At 65.2% G+C, this 12,887-nt stretch carries 13 protein-coding genes; 7 read left to right on the top strand and 6 right to left on the bottom strand.

Annotated elements, in window-relative coordinates; genetic code table 11:
- Positions 1-8 precede the first annotated feature (8 nt).
- The gene (locus BM190_RS22695; protein WP_092259176.1) at positions 9-638 is read left to right on the top strand and encodes a glutathione binding-like protein; all 630 of its coding nucleotides are present in this window, start codon (positions 9-11) and stop codon (positions 636-638) included.
- Positions 639-749: 111 nt separating this feature from the next.
- Complete coding sequence (locus BM190_RS22690) at positions 750-2,099, top strand: caspase family protein (protein WP_092259175.1); 1,350 nt, start codon at positions 750-752, stop codon at positions 2,097-2,099.
- Between the two features lie 30 nt (positions 2,100-2,129).
- Here BM190_RS22690 and BM190_RS22685 read toward each other — a convergent pair whose 3' ends face one another.
- Positions 2,130-3,221, bottom strand: a complete 1,092-nt coding sequence (locus BM190_RS22685) for a DUF2778 domain-containing protein (protein WP_177237226.1) — start codon at positions 3,219-3,221, stop codon at positions 2,130-2,132.
- 662 nt (positions 3,222-3,883) lie between these two features.
- On the opposite strand from BM190_RS22685, the gene BM190_RS22680 reads away from it, so the two are divergent.
- Both BM190_RS22680 and BM190_RS22675 read left to right on the top strand, forming a co-directional pair.
- Positions 3,884-4,402, top strand: coding sequence for a FecR domain-containing protein (locus tag BM190_RS22680; RefSeq protein WP_177237225.1), 519 nt, complete (start codon positions 3,884-3,886; stop codon positions 4,400-4,402).
- 76 nt (positions 4,403-4,478) lie between these two features.
- Positions 4,479-6,365, top strand: coding sequence for a CHASE2 domain-containing protein (locus BM190_RS22675; RefSeq protein ID WP_092259172.1), 1,887 nt, complete (start codon positions 4,479-4,481; stop codon positions 6,363-6,365).
- 174 nt (positions 6,366-6,539) lie between these two features.
- On the opposite strand, the gene BM190_RS22670 is transcribed toward BM190_RS22675, so the two are convergent.
- The 4 genes from BM190_RS22670 to BM190_RS22655 form a co-directional block, all read right to left on the bottom strand.
- Positions 6,540-8,042 (bottom strand): glycosyltransferase family 39 protein, encoded by a 1,503-nt coding sequence (locus tag BM190_RS22670; RefSeq protein WP_092259171.1) that lies wholly within the window; start codon positions 8,040-8,042, stop codon positions 6,540-6,542.
- A gap of 6 nt (positions 8,043-8,048) precedes the next feature.
- Entirely contained in the window at positions 8,049-9,182 is a 1,134-nt protein-coding gene (locus BM190_RS22665; RefSeq protein ID WP_092259170.1) for a glycosyltransferase family 2 protein, read from the bottom strand.
- 272 nt (positions 9,183-9,454) lie between these two features.
- Positions 9,455-9,658: a hypothetical protein gene (locus tag BM190_RS22660; protein ID WP_092259169.1), complete on the bottom strand. Its 204-nt coding sequence runs from the start codon at positions 9,656-9,658 to the stop codon at positions 9,455-9,457.
- Positions 9,659-9,797: 139 nt separating this feature from the next.
- Positions 9,798-10,178 carry a hypothetical protein gene (locus BM190_RS22655; RefSeq protein ID WP_092259166.1) on the bottom strand — a complete coding sequence of 127 codons (381 nt, stop codon included), beginning with the start codon at positions 10,176-10,178 and terminating at the stop codon, positions 9,798-9,800.
- On the opposite strand from BM190_RS22655, the gene BM190_RS41625 reads away from it, so the two are divergent.
- The 3 genes from BM190_RS41625 to BM190_RS22645 are packed head-to-tail and all read left to right on the top strand — an operon-like array spanning position 10,126 to position 11,588.
- A complete protein-coding gene (locus BM190_RS41625; protein ID WP_256375077.1) occupies positions 10,126-10,257 on the top strand; it encodes a hypothetical protein in 132 nt (43 codons plus the stop codon). The genes BM190_RS22655 and BM190_RS41625 overlap by 53 nt on opposite strands.
- Positions 10,258-10,281: 24 nt before the next feature.
- Entirely contained in the window at positions 10,282-11,118 is an 837-nt protein-coding gene (locus tag BM190_RS22650) for a DUF72 domain-containing protein (RefSeq protein ID WP_092259163.1), read from the top strand.
- Between the two features lie 8 nt (positions 11,119-11,126).
- Positions 11,127-11,588 (top strand): DUF488 domain-containing protein, encoded by a 462-nt coding sequence (locus BM190_RS22645; RefSeq protein WP_092259160.1) that lies wholly within the window; start codon positions 11,127-11,129, stop codon positions 11,586-11,588.
- A gap of 210 nt (positions 11,589-11,798) precedes the next feature.
- Here the strand turns inward: BM190_RS22645 and BM190_RS22640 are convergent, their stop codons facing one another.
- On the bottom strand, positions 11,799-12,713 hold the full coding sequence (locus BM190_RS22640) for a PhzF family phenazine biosynthesis protein (protein WP_092259360.1): 915 nt from the start codon (positions 12,711-12,713) through the stop codon (positions 11,799-11,801).
- Positions 12,714-12,887: the final 174 nt, after the last annotated feature.

Genomic DNA, 12,887 nt, shown 5'->3' with positions numbered 1-12,887 from the left:
AGCATCCGATGCTGCAACTCTATTTCTTTCCGATGGCCTGCTCGCTCTCGAGTCGCATCGCGCTGATGGAGGCCGGTATCGAGGCGCAGTATCACCTTGCCCATATCTGGACCAAGCAGGTCGTGGACGACGGCAGCGATTTCCTCGGCGTGTCGCCGAAGGGCGCGGTGCCGGTCCTGGTGCTGGAGAACGGCGAACGGCTGACCGAGAGCGCGGCGGTGCTGCAATACATCGCCGACGTGAAGCCCGAGCGCGGCCTTGCGCCGCTGACTGGCGACGTTGATCGCTATCGCCTGCAGGAATGGCTGAGCTTCATCGGCGCCGAGATCCACAAGGCGTTCCTGTTTCCGACCTTCTGGTACAAGGACGACGGCTCGCTCGCCAAGCCGCGCGCCAGAATCGCGCAGACATTGTCGGTGCCGTCGGCGCATCTGGCGGAGCGCGAATTCCTCGTCGGTGACAGCTTCACCGTCGCGGATGCCCACCTCACCTGGGCCTTGCTGCTGCTCCGTCCCGCCGGCGTCGACATCGCGCAATGGCCGCCCTTGTCAGCCTATCTCGGGCGCATGCAGGCGCGGCCGGCCGTGCGGGAAGCGATTGCGACCGAGATGGCCCTGCGCAAAGCGATGGCAGCGTGATCGGACGCCACGGTCGCGAAATCTGAGCGTTTTCCCAGCGAGGGCATTGAAGTCGGCGCGGCATGCGCTAATCTGGAGGGATATTTTTCGATATTTTCTTGGAAGGCATTCATGCGTGCTCTTTCCAGATTGTGCTCATCTTTATTTTGCCTGGGCCTCCTCGCCGGCTGGCTGTCTCCCGACACTGCATCTGCGGACACGCGGGTGGCACTGGTGATCGGCAACGGCGCTTATGCCTCGACGGCGCAACTTCCCAACCCGTCACACGATGCCGAGGACGTCGCGGCCTCGCTCAAGCGCAGCGGCTTCGAGGTGCTCCAGGGCATCGATCTGCGCCAGGCCGACATGCAGGACCTGACCATCCGCTTCGCGCGCGCCGCGAGCAGAGCTGACGTCGCCATATTCTATTACAGCGGCCATGCGATGCAGTACAACGGCGTGAACTATCTGATGCCTGTCGACGCCACGCTCACCGATGAGGCCGACCTCAAGCGTTTCGTGCGGGTCGACGACATCGTGAACGATCTGCAGCAAGCCAAGAACCTTCGCATCCTGGTGCTCGATTCCTGCCGCGACAATCCGCTGGCGGAAACTCTCAAACGCTCAGCGACGCGGGCCGCCTCGATCGGGCGCGGCCTGTCCAAGGTCGAAGCGCCGCGCGGCACGATCGTGTCGTTCTCGACGCAATCGGGGCAGACCGCGGCGGACGGCGTCGGCCGCAACAGCCCCTACACGACCGCGTTCCTCAAGCACATCGAAGAGCCGCAGGAGATCGGCGATGTGTTTCGCGACATCAGCAGCGACGTCTATGATGCCAGCGGCAAGACGCAGCTTCCGGAGCTGTCGCTGTCGATCATCGGCAAGTTCTACCTAAACGGGCCGGTGTCGGTCACGATCGCACCAGGGGCTGCGCAAGTCGCGCCGCGGGCCGACCCTTGCGCATCCGCGGAGGCGCACTGGAAGGCTGCCGACACCATCGGCACCGCCAGCGCCTTCGAGGACCATCTGACGCGATTTTCCAGCTGCAGCTTCGCCAGTCTCGCCAAGGCGCGGATCGAGGGCCTGAAGCAAAAGGTGGCGCTGGCGCCTGCGACCAACACCCGCGCCGGCGGCAGCAAGGACTTCGACGGCAGCTGGGACGTGACGCTGAACTGCCCGGCTTCCGGCAAGGCGCAGGGCTTCACCAGGCCCCTCGCCGGCACCGTGACCAACGGTGTGTTTCACGCCGAGGCCCAGAGCAAGGACGGCGTCAACCGCCTGGAGATCGACGGCCAGATCCCGGCCGACGGCAAGACGACGTTGAGCGCGCGCGGCACAACAGGGGCAAGCGCGTACACCCTCAACAACCTTGCGCCCGGCTCGCCTTACGCCTTTACGGTCGACGCGCAGTTCGATCGCACCCGCGGCAGCGGCAAGCGCAACGAGGCGCGCGCCTGCAACCTGGTTTTCGTCAAACGCTGATCGTGCAGAAAGCGTGAGGCGCGCTGCGCCTCACTCCACCCGCGCCAGCACCGCGAGCTTGCGGATGCCCTTGTTGCGGTAGGCGTCGAGGAACGCGTAATAGTCCTTGAACGACACGCAGCCGTTGGAATCGCCGTTCGGTCCGAGCATGTAAGTGTGCGCGAGCAAACCGTCGCGGCCGTAGATCGCGCTCTCGCCGCCGATGGGGGTCAGGCGCAGCGCGGGCACGCCGTGGAACAGCGCCTCGCGCGGCTTCAGCGTGTAGATGTGCGGCGGCGTCACGCCGCGCATGCGGGTGCGCTGCGAGCGCGGATCGTCGAGACTGGAGCCGAGGCCGGAATGCGCCTCGAGCTTGGTGCCGTCGGGCAGATACACCGTCTTGGCAGTGATGTCGTAGACCGCGGTGTCACGCTCATAGGGCGGCGCGCCGCCGAACATCGGGTTCTGCTCCTTCGGCGCGATGGAGGCGGTCACGCTGGCATCGGCCGAGGCGTAGGCCAGCAGCCCGCCGGACGGCTCGCGCTTGCCCCAGAGTTTTTCGACCATCGACTGCCGCGGACCGGTGATCGACATCACCGCGGCCTTGGCGCGATCGGCGAACGACTTCTTCGCTTCCGGTGCCGGCACGATCTGGGCCGGATCGGCCGAGGCGAGCTGCATCTGGGCATCCGGCGCGCGCTTGGCCTTGTCCCCGGTCTTGTCAGCGGTCTTCTCAGCAATTTTGGCCGGGGCCGACGGCTTCAGTGCTTCCGCGACCTTCGCGATCACGCTCTGCTTCGGCGCGTCCTTGGCCACCGCAACCTGGGTCGCCGGCGCCGCGCTGGCCGCGTTCGATGCCACGCCTTGGGTCGCAGCGGCAGCAAAGCGCTCGTTGAACATCTCGCGGGAGATCGGGGCGGCGACCTGCAACCGGTCCGGCAGGAGCGCAAAAGCTTCCTTGATGGCGTCGCCAGCCTCGCGCAGCGCTACCTTGGGCGCACGCTTGATCACCGGCTCGTCGTAGCCAATGCCGCCGACGGTCGGATAGACGCTCGCGCCGAAGACGTTGCTGTAGATGGTCCAGCCGGCGGCCATCACGACGCAGCCGATAGCCGCGGCGCCAAGCCAATTGGTCGTGGTCATTTTCCGGGAAGACTTCCGAAGAGAATTCTTGGACTTCCGTGCCGCGTTACTATGCGCAGCGATACTCGTACTCATTCGCCTTGCGTCCAGGACGGTGTCACTCAGTCCCCCTTCAAAGTGCCGCTGGTCACGATCCGGGACCAGCATCTCGCAGAGGGTCGGAGCGTCATTAAGGCGACTTTTAGTTAAATGCGGATTAAGTTCGGGCAGATGTGCGGCGGCTCGTTAAGGCTGTCTCATTCTGAGAAAAAAGCCCGCACAACTACGGACTTAGGCGCGTCTGTTAACCATAATTCTCGGCCGGTTCGGCGCATTCAGCGGACCTCTCCGGCCGCCTCTCTAGGGCCACCCAACCAAGTCGTTTTCGTGGCTTTCGATACCCGGAAGATAGCGGGGAACGTTGCGCGGGGCTGGTCCCACTGGCCTTCCCGCCGGCACGTGGGTGACACGAGAACGGCGGCCAAGATCACGCACCTCACACAGCGAGCTCGGACCGCTCACACGGCGACCGCGCCCTGACCGAAAGTTGATCGCACCGCTCTGGAAAAGGCCGAGCCAAGAAAATAGCTGGTAGAGCGGCACTTTTCAGCAGCCTCTGCGTGTGATACGGTACCGTATCAACATCGCCTTGAATTGTGCCGGGCATGCAAACGGAGGCTGGCATGAGAAGGTTCGCGCGCGCCGGATATCTTGCTCTGGCGTCGTCGTTGTTGATGGGATACGCGGCCGCGCAGCCTGCCAACATAGCTTGCACATCGTCGGCCTCGGCCGCGGGTACGCAGACCTGGCGCTGCGACAACGGCATCACCATCGTTGCGGAAAGTGGCGCCAGATTTGAACTAAAGGACGCCAACCGCGACGGACATATTGACTCCGTTGAGTTGAGCAGCAAAGCCCTGCTGGTCGAAGTGCCCACGAAGCCGGGCGGCAATCCCTTCAAGGTGCTGACGCCTCAGGCGATTGCCGCGGTGCGCGGCACCAGATGGGCCGTCGATGTCGCTGAGGCCAAGACCTCCGTCTTCGTCGCCGACGGCCGTGTCGGCGTCAGCCGCAGGGCTCATAGGCGCGGCGTCGTGCTTGGCCCCGGCCAAGGCGTCGACGTGGAAGCGACCGGACCTTTGACGGTAAAGCAGTGGGGCCAGCCGCGCATCGACGCTCTCATGGCAAGACTTGGTCAATGAGACTTGGTCAATAAGACCTGGTCAATAGACCTCGGCCCACAGGCCCCGAAGAAAAAGACGATTGCAGTACGACGTAATGACGAGACGCGTTCAAATCCTGGTGGCACTCGCCCTCACCGCGCTGTGGGGCGCGGGCATCTTTGCCGCGCACGCTGGCGGCCATCTGCGCTTTCTCGACCGCCTCGAAGCAACGCTGACCGATTGGCGAACCCAGGTCCGCGGGGTGCAGCGTCCGCCCGATCTCGTCACCATCGTCGCGATCGACGACACCGTGGTGAAGCGCGGCGGCAGCTATCCGCTGCCGCGCGCCGATCTCGCCCGCGTCGTCGACACCATCGTGCAGTTCAAGCCGAAGGTCATCGCGATCGATCTCCTGCTGGTCGACCGCAGCGCTGCGATCGGCGACGCCACGCTGGCAAACACGCTCGCCAGCGGGCCCATGGTGCTCGCCGCCGCTGCGATCTTCCCTTCCGCCAGCGAAAACGTGGCGCCCGGCAGCGCAGGTCCCCTCGCCGTGCTGCCGCAAGCCGAACGTTTCCTGCTGCCGCTGCCTGCGTTCGCCGACCACGCCGAGGTCGGCATCGTCAATGTCGCGACGGGCCAATCGGGCTCGCCGCTCTCGGTGCCGATGCTGTTTCGGACCCGCGACAAGGTCGAGCTGTCGTTCCCGTTGCGCGTCGCGACGCGCGCGCTCGACAAGCCGCTGACGATCGCACCTGATCATCTTATGCTCGGCGACCGCGCGGTGCCGACCGATACCGACTTCGCGCTGCCGATCACCTATTACGGTCCCCGCCGCACCATCCGCACCGTGAGCGCGCAGAGCATTTTCGACGGCACGCTCAATCGCGCCGCGATCGAGAACCGGATCGTCGTGATCGGCGCCTCGGTCGCCGGCGGCGGCGACTTCTACCCGACACCGTTCGATTCCCTGATGCCCGGCGTCGAGGTGGTCTCGACCGCGATCACCCATCTCGTTGCCGGCGACGGAATCGTGCGCGACCACAGAGTCCATATCGCCGACGCGCTCGCTGCGATCCTGCTGCCGATGCTGCTGGTCGGCCTGCTGGCCTGGCGGCGCAGCGCGCTCGGCATCATGGCGGCGGCCGCGGTGATGATCGCCTGGGCCGGCCTCAACACGTTCGCGTTCACGCATGGCGTCTGGCTGAATGCGGCAACCACGCTCGCCGCCGCAGTGCCGCCGGTTGCGATCTTTGCTGGTGTGCAGCTGTGGGCCGGAGGCCGCCGCACGCAATATCTCGCCGCCAAGAGCAGGTCTCTCGCACAATTCCAGGCACCGGCGGTGCAGGAATGGCTGGCGCGCGATCCGAATTTCCTGTCCAAGCCGGTCCGGCAAGACGCCGCAATCGTCTTCATCGATCTCTCCGGTTTCACGTCCTTGAGCGAACGGATCGATCCGGACGCGCTTCAGGAGATCCTGCAGGCGTTTCACGCGCGGATCGACAAGGCCGCGGTCGATTGCGGCGGCATGATCACAGGCTTTCTCGGCGACGGCGCCATGATCCTGTTCGGTCTGCCGGCCGCGATGCCCGATGACGCCGCGCGCGCGCTCAAATGCGCGATCGACCTGCATCGCGGTGTCGAACACTGGATCGCCTCGCTGCCGTCAGCGATCGGCGGTCAGCTCGGCTTCAAGATCGGCGCGCATTTCGGCGAGATCGTCGCCTCCCGCCTCGGCGAAACTCACCAGCACATCACGGCGACAGGCGACACAGTCAACGTCGCGAGCCGGCTGATGGAAGTCGCCGTCCGGAACGATGCACGACTCGCCCTCAGCAATACGCTGCTGGATACGGCCGACTTCCACGGCGCTCCCGACGGCGTCCTGTCGGGCCCCCTGCTCGCCCAGGTCCGTGGCCGCTCCGGGGTCGTGACCGTGTGGTTCTGGCGCGACCGGGACGGGCCCAAGCAGGCCGCGGCCAAGGCCGAGGCGATCGACTGAGGCGTCGGCCCCGCCGAACACTCTGCTGTCGTCCCGGCGAACGCCGGAACCCATTACCCCAGGGAGAAGTTTGGCGAAGACTAGTAGTGAGCAGGTCTTCGCGCGGTACAAGCACCTGCGCTCATCGATAGATCACGCGGTATGGATCCCCGCGTTCGCGGGGATGACAGACAGCTACCTTGCTTCCGGCGGCGGTGAGCGGTCCAGCACATCGCCCTTGGCGCCCTCCAGCAGATCGACGCTGTAGGTCTCGACCACGAGCGGGCCGCGCTTGCGCTGCAATTGCGCGACCTGAGTCACCTTCGCAAAGAGGTCGTTGAGGACGGGATGACCGTCCGGGCGCAGCTCGTCGACATAGAGCAGCTTGCCCGCCAGCAACTTCGGATCTGGCTCGCCCATGTTGACCCAGCGGATGCGCTGGTTCTGCTGCACCACGCAGGTGCCGCGGGGCAAGTAGAAGGCGAGCCAGCCCGTGGTGCCGTAATCCTGCGCGAGCACGCAGGTCGCGCCATGGCGCGCGCGCACGGCTTCGATTTCGGCAGCGAGCTCGCGCCAGCCGACGCCGACGCTGCGCACGGTGGCATCACGGCGATATCCGGAGAGCCAGCCGGTGTTGGCTTGCACGATGAGCGCGGCAAACATCACGATGCCGACAGGCGCGGCCCAGCGCAGGCAGAAATCCACCAGGCGGCGCTGGCGCGGCTTCCATTGCACGAGGTTGGCGGCAGCGGCCGCGGCGACGACGAAGGGCGGATAGACCGGCGCGAACCAGTTGGCCTCGACGCGGGCGTGCAGCGAATGCCAGACGAAATAGGCGACGATGGTCCAGAACATCGCCTCGATCAGCACGCGCGAGGCCAGCGCGCCGGCCCGGCGCCAGGTCAGCGCGTGTAGACCCATCGCGCCGAGGATGAAGACCAGCGGGGTTGCGAACGCGATCTGGGTCGGGATCAGCTCGGCGATGAAGACGGGTCGGAAGTCCTCGATCTTCGCGCGCCCGAGCTGCTTTGCGAACGAGACCCATTGATGGTCCGCATTCCAGAGGATCACCGGCGAGAACAGCGCCAGCGCAACGAGACCACCGAGATAGGGCCAGGGCGAGAGAAACCAGCGCCTGAGCTTCGGCACGCAAGCGAGCCAGATCAGGATCCCGGCGCCAAAGAACATCGCCGTGTATTTCGACAGCAGCGCGGCACCGACGGCCGCGCCGACCGCGAGCCACCAGACGCCGCGGCCGGTCTCCAGCACTTTTGCGAGGAAGAACAGCACGAAGCTGGATGCGACCAGGAGCGGCGCATCCGGCGTCACGATCAGCGTGCCGACGGAGGCCATCATGGTTACGTTGAGCAGGACAGCGCTGGTCGCCGCGACGCGCTCGCCGCCAAAGAGGATCGCAGCGGAGCGGTAGACCGCATAGCTCATCGGCAGTGCGAGCAGGATCGAGACGAGGCGGACGCCGAGCTCGGTATCGCCGGCGATCATGGTACCGGCGCGGATGACATAGGCGACCATCGGCGGATGGTCGTAATAGCCCCCGGCGAGGTTGATCGACCACATCCAGTAGTAGGCTTCGTCGAAGGTGATCGGCGTGAATGATGCCGCGACGAGCCGCAGGGCCACCAGCGCCAGAATCAGCAGCACGGTATTGCGGACGATCCGCGCGTCAGCCCCGCCCATCGTGGGTTATTTCTTGCGCCAGACGAACAGGCCTGACATCGCGTAGTTCCACACCACGCCCATCAGCGCACCGGCCATGCCGGCCAGCCACCAGATCGGCTCCTGGTCGTAGACCGAGAAGGCAACGCCGACATTGGCGAGCAGGCCGACGCTACACACGATGTAGAAGGCGATCAGGCCGCGCAGCAGCGCAAAACCCCTCAGCCGCTGGTCGCGATAAGTGAGGAAGTTGTTGAGGATGAAATTGCTGGTCATGGCGACGATGGCGCCGGCGGCCTGCGCCTCCGCGAACGGCGCCTTGAACAGCTGAAGCCCGATGAACAGTGTGGTGAGATGCACCACGAGGCCGATGCCGCCGACCATCGCGAACAGGATGAAGCGCAGCGAGACGATGTCGTTGCTCAGCTTGGCCAGCACGAGGCCGAGGAAATCGAGCGCGACCATGGAATCGAGCTTGCTCTCGCCGTGCTGACGGGCGCCGAAAGTGTAGGGAATCTCGACCGCCCGCAAGCCGCCGTGCGCGGTCGCGACGACGTCGAGCAGGATCTTGAAGCCGTGCACGGAGAGCTTCGGCGCGAGCTGCTCGAAACGATCGCGGCGGATCATGAAGAAGCCGCTCATGGGATCGGCAATCTCGACCCGCAGCATCTTCCTGGCGAACTCCGTCGCCAGCGCGCTGGCGCCGGCGCGCTGCTTGTTGAAGCCCTCGCTCTTGTAGCCCTCGATGTAGCGGCTGCCGACCACGAGGTCGGCCTCGTCGCTTGCGAGCAGCAAAAGCATCTTCGGCAGTTGCGTCTCGTCGTGCTGGAGGTCGGCGTCGATCACGGCCACATAGGGCGCGCTGGACGCAAGGATGCCCTCGATGCAGGCGCCCGACAGGCCGCGGCGGCCGATGCGGCGGATACAGCGCACGCGGCTGTCCTGCTGCGCCAGCGCGCGCACGACGTCCCAGGTGCCATCAGGCGAATTGTCGTCGACGAACACGACTTCCCAGGCGACGTTGGCGAGCACCGCCTCCAGCCGCCGGTACAGCACCGTGACATTGTCGCGCTCGTTGAAGGTCGGGACGATGACCGACAGTTCCGGCCCTTCTAGGGCCTGCAGCGGATTTTCGGAGCCCGGTCTGATCACTTCATTCATGACGGCAGCGTATATCCGCCGCGTCCTGCGCTGCCAAGTTCTGCGCTGCCAGGTTCTTATGCTGCGAAGCCGGGGGTGTCCGGGGAAGGGCCCAAAAGGGGCCCCAAAATGCCAACGACCCCGGAACGGCGGGCCGCGCGTACATCCGGCGCGAGCCCAAGCTATTCCAAGGTCGTTCCAACGCCGGAGTTTTTCGCTCAACGGCGCCGTTAAGGGCTAGATAGGAATGACAAGACGGCTTCGCAAGGGCCGAAAACCACGATTTTCGTGCCTTATTGGTTGGGCACTTCCCGGATGATCGGCCCGCGCGGCGCCGGCGCGGCCGGAGCTGCGGGTGCTGCAGCCGGGGCCGGCTCGACTTTCGCCGGTTTGGGCGGCTTGCCGTACTGGCCAATCGGCCCGAACACGACGGCGACTGCAAGCACGATCGCGGCGACGATCACGCCCAAAATGCCCCCTACCGACTCAGACGCCATGGAAACCCACCCCTGTTCCAGATACGCCCCGTGATATCACGGATGCGCGCGGAGCCGGAAGGGCCCCGGGGCGAATGGCGAGGAGCGAATGGAGAAGGCCGCCTCTTCCCCTATTCGCTATTGGCCATTCGCCACTCCCTCATTTCGCCGGCGGCCTCTGCTTGACGAAGGCCGTCACGATGTCCTTCTGCGCGGCCTCCACCGCCCTGTTCGCGGTCGCGAGATGGGCGCCGGCATCGATGTTCGGATATTGCGTGGTGAGATAGTCGAGCAGCGCCACCCGGTAATATTGCCGCTCCGACGGGCAGGCACCCGCGACCGAGCGGCCAAAATCCTGTTCCGTCATTCCCCGATTGCTATCGCGCGAATATTCCCGCGCCAGGCAATGCCAGTAATCGTCGCGGCCCTGCATGGCGAGCTTCTGCGCGCCCTTCGCATCGTCGTCATCCGCCATGACCGGAGATATCATGGCAGCAGATGTCATCATGACGAGCGCCGCTCCCACCATCAGCATCCGCATCTTTTTCTCCTTTTTCGCAGATCCTGCCGCGACCTTAGACGGGACGCAGCAACTGGCCAATCACAACTGGTTTGACTAGGATGACGGCATCCCCTCCACGTCGATGCGAGATCCTTCCGTGGCCAAAGCAAAAACTGCGTCCAAAAAGTCAGGCAACATCTTCATCGGCATCGGCGGCTGGACCTTCGAGCCGTGGCGCGGCGAGTTCTATCCGGAGAAGCTGACGCAGGCGAAGGAACTGTCCTACGCCGCCTCGAAGCTGACTTCGATCGAGATCAACGGCACTTATTACGGCTCACAGAAGCCGGAGAGCTTTCGCAAATGGGCGAGCGAGGTGCCCGACGGTTTCGTGTTCTCAGTAAAGGGACCGCGATTCGCCACCAACCGCCGGGTGCTGGCGGAAGCCGGCGATTCCATCAAGCGGTTCTATGATTCCGGCGTGCTGGAACTCGGTGACCGTCTCGGGCCGGTGTTGTGGCAGTTCGCGCCGACGAAGAAATTCGACGGCGCCGATTTCGGCAAGTTCCTCGAACTGTTGCCGCGCAAGCTGGAGGGACGCGCGCTGCGCCACGTCGTCGAGGTCCGACACGACAGTTTCTGCGCGCCGGACTTCGTGGCGCTGATCCGCGAGTTCGAGACGCCCGTCGTGTTCGCCGAGCACGGCAAATATCCAGCGATTGCCGACGTCGCCGGCGATTTCGTCTATGCCCGGTTGCAGAAAGGCAATGACGAGATCAAGACCTGCTACCCGCCGAAGCAGCTCGACGCCTGGGCCGAGCGCCTTCAAGCCTGGGCTTCGGGCGGTGAACCGGACGACCTGCCCAAAGTGGACAAGGCCAAGCCGAAAAAGGAGCCGCGCGACGTGTTCGCCTACGTCATCCACGAGGGCAAGGTGCGCGCACCCGCCGGTGCCATGGAGCTGATCGCAAGGGTGAGCTGAGGTGATCCATGGCAAAGGCGAAGAAGCTGTTCACCATCGGCTATGAGCAGACGCCGCCCAAGGCGGTGCTGGATGAGCTGGTAGAGGCCGGCGTCAAGCTCGTGGTCGACGTGCGCGCGGTGACGTCGTCGCGCCGGCCTGGCTTTTCCAAGAAGCAGCTTGCCGCGGGTCTCGACGAGCGCGGCATCGCCTATGTCCACCTCGCCGCGCTCGGCACGCCGAAGGAGGGCCGCCTCGCCGCACGCAGCGGTCAGTACGACGTGCTCGAGAGGATTTTCTCAAAGCACCTAAAGGCGCCCGAGGCCAAGGAGGCGATGGACGAGCTCTCGGCGCTGGTGACGAAGGCCGGCCCGGTGTGCCTGCTCTGCTACGAGCGCGACCACACCCACTGCCACCGCCAGATGATCGCGGAGATCATCGAGGAACGCGATGGGGTTGCGGTGACGAATCTGGCGGGGCGGCAGGTCTGATCGTCGTGGGCGCCGGTGTCAGCCGTAGCCGTCATCCTGAGCTGGCCGCTCCTTCAGCGGCCCTCCGAGGACGACGGCGTGCCCCGAGGCTGCACCTCGGCCGTGCATCCTTCGAGGCTCGCAAAAGCTCGCACCTCAGAGCCTGGCTCAAAACTTTTCGGTCAGGCTCTCGGGACGACGGTGGGACCCAGCACGAGCTTGGAATGACGCCTAGCCCTCCCCCGCCAGCTTGAGCGTCCCCTCCATCATCTGCACACAGCTGCCGCCGACATGGGCGGAGACGATCTTGCCGTCCTGCTTGCGCACGCGCGTCGAGAGGATGCTCGGCCGGCCCATGTCAAAACCCTGGCCGACCGTGAGCTTGAGCTCGCCATCGCGCGTCGGATCGAGATCAGCGAACAGTGCGGCCGCGGCAACCGTGGCGCTGCCGGTGGCGGGGTCCTCGACGAGACCGCTGGCGCCGCGCATGAACATTCGCGCCTGGCGCTCGCAAGGTGCCTCCGCAGCGGGTACGTCGCGCGTATATAACCACACCGAGCGGGCGCCATCGCGTGGCAAGAGCTTGCCGTAGGCTGCCGCATCCGGCCGGGCGCGCTTCAGCGCCTCGCGCGAATGCAGCTCCATCACCAGAAACGCGTTTCCGACGGTGACGATCTGCGGTTCGTGATTGTCGGTCTTGATGTCGTCTGCAACGAGCGAGATGCTGCTCGCGGCTTCGGCGGCTGACAGCCGCGAGAGCCGCTCCAGCGGCTGCGGCGCGGTGAGCTCGGTTCTGATCACCCGGCCCTGCTCTCTCACGATGTCGACCGGCACGAGCCCGGCCTTCTCCTCGAACAGCAGACGTGGCTTCGGCTCCTTCGCCATCGAGGCGAGCACGAAGGCGGTGCCGACATTGGGATGGCCCGCAAAGGCAATCTCCTGCACCGGCGTGAAGATGCGCACCTCCGCATCATTGGCCTTGTCGCGCGGCGGCAGCACAAAGGTGGTCTCGGAATAGTTGAACTCGGTCGCGATCGTCTGCATCTGAGCGGTCGTGAGCCCGCCGGCATCGAGCACCACGGCGAGCTGGTTGCCGCCGAAGGCGCGGTCGGTGAACACGTCGACGGTGACGTAGCGGCGCTGCATCTTCGATCCCTCATGCAAGTCGCGACCGCAACGGGCCGCATCGCGCGGCAGTCTATAGGCCGGCGACATCGCTCGTCATGCCCCAAAATTCGGAGCAATCGGAGCAATCGCGATGACGCGTTGGAGGTTAATCGGCGGCAGCGATTCTCGAAGTCGGGCTGGCGAATTTCGCCA

This window comes from Bradyrhizobium sp. Rc3b (assembly GCF_900114915.1).
Taxonomy (GTDB): Bacteria; Pseudomonadota; Alphaproteobacteria; order Rhizobiales; family Xanthobacteraceae; genus Bradyrhizobium.
This window is presented reverse-complemented; position numbering and strand designations above follow the sequence as displayed.

Bases quoted from the DNA above. Each gene is read 5' to 3' on its own strand.
- BM190_RS22650 (WP_092259163.1), top strand. From the start codon at position 10,282: ATGCGAGATCCTTCCGTGGCCAAAGCAAAAACTGCGTCCAAAAAGTCA.
- BM190_RS22675 (WP_092259172.1), top strand. From the start codon at position 4,479: ATGACGAGACGCGTTCAAATCCTGGTGGCACTCGCCCTCACCGCGCTG.
- BM190_RS22655 (WP_092259166.1), bottom strand. From the start codon at position 10,178: ATGCGGATGCTGATGGTGGGAGCGGCGCTCGTCATGATGACATCTGCT.
- BM190_RS22695 (WP_092259176.1), top strand. From the start codon at position 9: ATGCTGCAACTCTATTTCTTTCCGATGGCCTGCTCGCTCTCGAGTCGC.
- BM190_RS22690 (WP_092259175.1), top strand. From the start codon at position 750: ATGCGTGCTCTTTCCAGATTGTGCTCATCTTTATTTTGCCTGGGCCTC.
- BM190_RS22660 (WP_092259169.1), bottom strand. From the start codon at position 9,658: ATGGCGTCTGAGTCGGTAGGGGGCATTTTGGGCGTGATCGTCGCCGCG.
- BM190_RS22645 (WP_092259160.1), top strand. From the start codon at position 11,127: ATGGCAAAGGCGAAGAAGCTGTTCACCATCGGCTATGAGCAGACGCCG.
- BM190_RS22680 (WP_177237225.1), top strand. From the start codon at position 3,884: ATGAGAAGGTTCGCGCGCGCCGGATATCTTGCTCTGGCGTCGTCGTTG.
- BM190_RS22640 (WP_092259360.1), bottom strand. From the start codon at position 12,713: ATGCAGCGCCGCTACGTCACCGTCGACGTGTTCACCGACCGCGCCTTC.
- BM190_RS22670 (WP_092259171.1), bottom strand. From the start codon at position 8,042: ATGGGCGGGGCTGACGCGCGGATCGTCCGCAATACCGTGCTGCTGATT.
- BM190_RS41625 (WP_256375077.1), top strand. From the start codon at position 10,126: ATGGCAGCAGATGTCATCATGACGAGCGCCGCTCCCACCATCAGCATC.
- BM190_RS22685 (WP_177237226.1), bottom strand. From the start codon at position 3,221: ATGACCACGACCAATTGGCTTGGCGCCGCGGCTATCGGCTGCGTCGTG.
- BM190_RS22665 (WP_092259170.1), bottom strand. From the start codon at position 9,182: ATGAATGAAGTGATCAGACCGGGCTCCGAAAATCCGCTGCAGGCCCTA.